At 67.9% G+C, this 5,656-nt stretch carries 5 protein-coding genes and 1 tRNA gene; 2 read left to right on the top strand and 4 right to left on the bottom strand.

The genetic code is table 11. The features are described from left to right. Positions 1-1,726, bottom strand: a 1,726-nt coding sequence (locus tag ABZ749_RS27940) for a metallophosphoesterase (protein WP_357233044.1), incomplete at its 3' end; no start/stop codon positions are given. A gap of 144 nt (positions 1,727-1,870) precedes the next feature. Here ABZ749_RS27940 and ABZ749_RS27935 point away from each other — a divergent pair. Together ABZ749_RS27935 and ABZ749_RS27930 are read left to right on the top strand one after the other, a co-directional pair. Then, positions 1,871-1,947 (top strand) — tRNA-Thr (locus ABZ749_RS27935). Between the two features lie 698 nt (positions 1,948-2,645). Then, positions 2,646-3,035: a hypothetical protein gene (locus ABZ749_RS27930; RefSeq protein WP_357233042.1), complete on the top strand. Its 390-nt coding sequence runs from the start codon at positions 2,646-2,648 to the stop codon at positions 3,033-3,035. Positions 3,036-3,070: 35 nt separating this feature from the next. Here ABZ749_RS27930 and ABZ749_RS27925 read toward each other — a convergent pair whose 3' ends face one another. From ABZ749_RS27925 to ABZ749_RS27915, 3 genes are read right to left on the bottom strand one after another with little or no spacing between them, the layout of a single operon-like run. After that, complete coding sequence (locus tag ABZ749_RS27925) at positions 3,071-3,568, bottom strand: hypothetical protein (protein WP_357233040.1); 498 nt, start codon at positions 3,566-3,568, stop codon at positions 3,071-3,073. Next, on the bottom strand, positions 3,565-4,554 hold the full coding sequence (locus ABZ749_RS27920; protein ID WP_357233038.1) for a hypothetical protein: 990 nt from the start codon (positions 4,552-4,554) through the stop codon (positions 3,565-3,567). The genes ABZ749_RS27925 and ABZ749_RS27920 overlap by 4 nt, the downstream gene beginning before the upstream one ends. A gap of 4 nt (positions 4,555-4,558) precedes the next feature. Next, positions 4,559-5,512, bottom strand: a complete 954-nt coding sequence (locus ABZ749_RS27915) for a hypothetical protein (RefSeq protein ID WP_357233036.1) — start codon at positions 5,510-5,512, stop codon at positions 4,559-4,561. Positions 5,513-5,656 lie beyond the last annotated feature (144 nt).

Below are 5,656 nucleotides of genomic sequence, written 5' to 3'. Positions count from 1 at the left end.
GCGTGGACCCGCACGCGCTGATCAGCGAGGGCACCCCCGCGCTGCGGGCACTGCGCCGGGCGGAGGCCTGGCCCGCTGACACACCGGTTCGCGCCAGCGGGTAGATGGTCAACGTGCCGTCCGGGTCGATGCGCAGACGCAGGAACGACTTCGAGTCCTCGATGCCCTGGCCGGCGAAGAGTTCGTTGACGTTCACTCCGAACGAGCCCGCCACCAGCAGGTACGCCGCCACCAGTTGGCTGGCGACCAGTCCGATCACCGGGCCGTAGAGCACCGCCGCGGCGACCGCCGGCAGCGGCCACGGCCAGTCGTAGAACGGCAGCGCCAACCAGACCCAGGTGCCGGCCGCAGCCAAGGCCACCTGCGCCACGCCGTGGCCGACGCCGAGGATCCAGTGCCGCGCGTGGCGTTTGCCGCTCGCGCTCGGCGGCTTGGCGAACAGGGCCGCCGCGATCACCGTCACGAGCACCATCACCACCAGCGGGACGCTGAACAGCCGCTGGTCCGTGCTGTCGGCCCAGTTCGCCGTCGCACCGGCCATCGCCAGCATCAGCAGGGTGTGCAGGGTGCCGAGCAACGTGGTGAAGCCGGGATTGCGCAACGGCAACCGGGGGAAGATGCCCCAGCCGTAGCGGCGCGACCGCGCCGCGTCCGGGTACCGGGCCACCAGGTCGTACGGCTGGGCGGTGCTGGCCTTGCGGGTCAGCGTGTCCCGCGGCGGCACCTCGATGCGCTCCGGCAGCTTGTGCGTGGGGTAGAGGTACGCGCCGCCCCCACCGCAGGTGATCAGCTGCCGGTCGGCCCCCGAGTAGCGGGCATAGTGGTGCAGGTCGCCCGAGAGCAACAGCCGCACCCGCGCCCCGGTCGGATCGATGATCGTGCGGATGAAGTAGTCGATCGAGTCGTACGCCGTGGGGTCGTCGGCGGCCTTGACCCAGGTCGGTGCCGGTGCCGCGATGATCACCTTGGACTCCGGCCCGAGCCGGCGGGCCACCTCGTCGAAGTAGGCCAGCTGCGGGTCGTCCAGGTACGAGCCGGACTGGTCGTCCACGCCGAGTAACCACCAGTCGGCCGGCAACTCCACGGCGAAGTACGACCGGGACTGCCCGGTGCCCCAACCCGCGAAGTTGCGGTCCCGGGAGCGGACGAACAGCCGCAGGAACGCGGTGAGGCCGTCGTACCAGTCATGGTTGCCCGGCACCGCGAAGAGCGTCGGCTTCTCGGCCGGCGCCACCGGAAGGGCAGCCTGGTAGGGGCCCTTGCACCGGTCCTCGTACGCGGCGTAGGCCGCCGACGGGTACACCTGGTCTCCGCCCATCACCAGCGTCTGCGCCCGGGGCAGGCGGTGCCCGTCGACGGTCAGCTCGGGCTGTGCCAGCAGGTACGCCACCGAGTAGGTGGCGTTGAAGCCGTCGCCGAGGTCGGCCACGTAGTCGAGCCACAGCCCGCCGTCCGGCCCGACCTGGCGGAAGACGCCGTCGCCGAACGCGTTCTGCAACTCGCGCTTGTCGAGGTACGCCCCGAAGAGCACCGCCAGCAGCGTCCGGATGCCGGTGCTGATCAGCAAGAACGGCGCCAGCCACGGCACCGGTTTGCGCGGCGTGAAGCCCAACTCCAGCGGGTCGGTGCTACGCGGCCGGTGGGCGGCGCGTTCACCGGCCGGCGCATGGTCAGGGCGTTCGGCGGGCTCGTCCTGACGTTCGGGGTGGTCGCGTTCGTCGCTCACCCGCCGCAGCGTAGTCCCGGACCCGATCATCCGCTGTCCGGTAATCGTCCAGATGGCAGCCGATGTCCGGTTGGTGCTGGCCGGCGCGGCAGGGGTATCCCGTTCGGTCGGTGGCGCCGGGGTGCCGTACACTTGCTGATCGTTGCCGCCTTAGCTCAGTCGGCTAGAGCGACGCACTCGTAATGCGTAGGTCGACGGTTCGATTCCGTCAGGCGGCTCCACTGAAAGGCCCAGGTCACCGGCTTGATCGCCGATCATGACCTGGGCCTTTTTGCTTGCCGTCCCCAAGGCGAGGAGTCAACCTACTCACCGGACCACAGCGCCCCCTCCAGCCCTGCCGCAGCTTCCCGCGCGACCTCGGGGGCCACGTGTGCGTAGATGTTGAGAGTGACGCTGATCTGGTGGCAGAGACCAGACCCGGGTCGGCCCGGTTGTCGGCGTCGAACCGTTCCGTTGCCTGGTGTTCCTGGTGGTGGCGAAGGGCCGATAGCTACTCCCACCTGATGCTTGACAGTTTTCCGTCCCGCCTGGTGCATGACGGTTGACCTAGGTTCTATGGGGGCGTGGTCGTTGGGCTCGGCGGGCACGGGAGGATGGGCGATGGACAAGTGTCTGACCCCTCCGGTCGACGGTTCGATTCCGTCAGGCGGCTCCGGGGTGAAGTCATGACCAGCATTTCTGCTGGTCATACCTTCATGTTTGTCGATGGGGCATGGAGTCGGCCCCGAACCCTCCCATAGCGCCCGGACAGGTTGGGCGTTGGCTGCTGGCTGTCGGCGCCCACATCCCACAGGCAGCAACGGCTTCAGCGCCGCCCAGCGCACGTCGGTCAGCTCATGCCGCCTCGCCACCGCCACTGTGGCCACCAGGTCTCCGTGCTGATAGTCCTCTTCATCGATAGACGATCTAGGATGAGGACGTGCCCACCGAGGTTCATCTTCAGATGATCCAAGCCGTTGTCGCCCGCCTGTCGTCGCAATCCACCACCGTCAAAGGCTGGTGCGTCACCGTAGCCTCGGCGCTCCTCGGCTTCGGCGCGAACAGCACGAGGCCGGCCGTCGCTGTCCTCGCGGTGTATGTGGTGGCCGCGTTCGCGGCCCTCGACGCCTACTACCTCAGCCTCGAACGCGCCTACCGGACGTTGTATCAGCGGGCCGTGGACGGAACGACCGCTCCGTGGCAGCTCGACATCGACCGACCGGGCTACCGGGAGGTCCTGCGTGCCGCGCGAAGCCCGACGATCACCGTCCTGTACGGCGTATCGCTGCTCGCGGCTGCCGCCGTCACCGTCTACCTCCTGCTCGACTGACGGAGCAGCCTGGTCCCTCCAGTCGGCCCATGCGGTCATTCAAGTGCCTCGAACCATTGGCTGATCGGCGTGACGCAGGTGGTATTCACCATGGTGACCGACGTGCACTGGTTCTGATTCCAGCCCCACACCCAGAGGCCGGCGAGCAGCATGATGAGCACGATGTGCATGCGCGCTGCCCAAGCAAAGCCGGCCGCGGTGCGGTCCGAGAGTTTGGTCAGCCCGATGACCGATTCGGCGACCGTGTCGCCGTACCCGTAGACGAGACCCGGAGGTCGATTTCCGGCTCGTCGGAAGACCGACGCGGTCAGCACCTCCGGGACGAGGAGCATGGCGCCGACCCCGATGATCAGCCAACGCAGGATCGTGACAACGGCCTTTCCCAGCCAGACCAGCAGGTGCCGGATCACGAACCACAGACCGACGACGACCACGGCCACGAGTACCGGGAACCACAGGAACCCCCGCGCTCCGTCCGGCAGCACGGACAACACCTGCTGGATCCCGTCGATGATCCTGTCCAGCAGCATCATCTGTCGTCCGTCCGCTCATCCGAGTCATCGTCCACGCCTCGCCTGTCGGAGTCGTCCGGCTTCTCGGGGGCCGGGGCAAGCATCGGGTTACCGCTCGCCAACGCGCCGGGGGCGAGTTTGTTGCCAGCCTGCGAGACAAGGGCGGTAAAGCTTTCCACCGCTGCCGACACGGCTCCGTCGATCTCCCCGAGACGAAGCTGATCGCTCTCCAGGACCACCTTCATCGCCCGCATCGCCACCTCCTGGTCCCGCTGCCACAGCCCGACCATGAAATCGGCGGCCTCTGCGGCCTTCGTGGGATCCTGGGCGAGTAGATTGCCGGCCATCGAGGCACCGCCGCCGGACAGGAGTTCGGCGTAGAACCTCGCCCGGATCTCGTGCAGTTGCAAGTCCGAGGTCTGGGCGATCCGGTTGATCGCGGCCTTGCCCCGTTCCTCCTGCTCGGCCAGCCGTTGCCGGAGCGCGGCGATCTCCAGATCCTTGGCGATGGGCGCCTGCGCCGGATCGAGTCGCAACTCCACAGTGAAATTGGTGATCCGCAGACCTATCTCTTCGAGGTCGATCGAATCCTGACCGAGCTCGAGTGAGATCGCCCGCTCCGCCGCGGCGGAATTCAACGCCGAGTACCGCCGGCTGATACCGCGCATTCGCTGAATGAGGTGGCCCCGGCAACCACCAGGGGGATCCTCGACCATCTCGCGAACCACTGTGACAGGCTTGTGTACGGTCCAGGCGAACGCGATGGACGCGTCGAAGTGCAATGCGTCGCCCTCGGAAGGCAGGGTGCACTGAAACGACGAGTTGTGCGGGCGAATGTCCACCACGTACACCGCCCTGGGTCCACGCCACCAGACATCGCCGGTGGTGAACGGGGGGTCCGGTGCGAGCAATTCACCACTCGGCATCTGAAACACCAGCCGCGTACCAGGATCCGCCACCGGACGTCGCTGAAACGGTAGTCGTCGAAGCTCCTGCTTGCTGAGCACCGGCTTACTCAACCCGCACCGTCCCTTCAGTCAGCACCTTCAACAATTTCTCGGCCAGGTCTGGCGCGTATGGCCGCTGGTCGCGCCAGTTCTTCGCGTGCGAGGCCAGCAGATCCGCCTGGCGTCGGGTCTTGGCGGCCTCTTGGAGCAGACTGATCAGGGGCGGCCGTAGCGCCGGTGCCTCTTTGGCGGCCGAGGCCCAGCTACGCAACACGTTGCGGACCGAGTAATCGGCGCCCGGAGCGACGAGGGACCGCCCCCACAGACCTGCAATCACCTCGCGTGTCCCGCTCGGCGCACCGGCCCCGGCCACGCCGTGCTCGGCGTCGGCCATCCTGAGCAGGGCCGGCCAGGAGACCTCGCCGTCCGGCTCGGCCACGTTCGTCCACAGGCCTGCGGCAACCTGGAGGAAGCTGAGGATGCCGGCCCGTTGTCGGCCAGCGCTCCCCTCCAAAGACCAGCGTTCCAGCAGCCGTAGCAGCTCCAGTCGGCGATCAGGGCTGGCCGGGACCATGAGCTCGGTAATGCTGAATCCGATCGCGATGGAAAGCGCGGGCCCGGCGTTCTTCGCCAGCGAGTCGAGTTGCTTGTCCGGGCCGCCGGGCAGGACTTCACCGACGCTCGCACCAAGTGCCCTGGCGGCCGTCATCCGCAGGGGCAGGCTGTCCCGCCTGCACCAGTCCAGTACCAGACGGACCACCTGGGCGCCGGTTTCCGGATACCTCGCGGGCATTGCCAGCGCGGCGACGGCCCGCTCCCGCTCGTCCCCGTTGCCGCTACCCGCCCAGGGCACCACGACATCCCGCCTGATGGTGTCGAAGGCGATGCGGGCCAGGAATCCGATCGCGCTGGCCGCACGGATCCGTACCCGCCCCTCGACGTCCTGGGAGACGGCCTCCAGCCAGTCCAGGACGATCTCGCGGTCGTAGTCGTGCTCGCGCCACAGGTGCTCCAACACCCGAGCCGGATAGCCGGCCGATAAGAAGGAGGCAACTTCCAACTCTGCTGTTCCGTACCGAGTACGCCGTACCTCGGTGGTGATCCGGGCCCGGGCCGCCCGTAGTCGGGCATTCCGTGGTCGTCGGGCCCGGCTCGGCGGGGC

This window comes from Micromonospora sp. NPDC047753 (assembly GCF_040642735.1).
Classification (GTDB): domain Bacteria; phylum Actinomycetota; class Actinomycetes; order Mycobacteriales; family Micromonosporaceae; genus Micromonospora.
Note: the sequence above shows the minus strand (reverse complement) of the source record. Positions and strands in the feature narration are given on the sequence as shown.

What these genes read in the sequence shown, in the direction of transcription:
- ABZ749_RS27925 (WP_357233040.1), bottom strand. Translation starts at nt 3,568, where the DNA reads ATGATGCTGCTGGACAGGATCATCGACGGGATCCAGCAGGTGTTGTCC.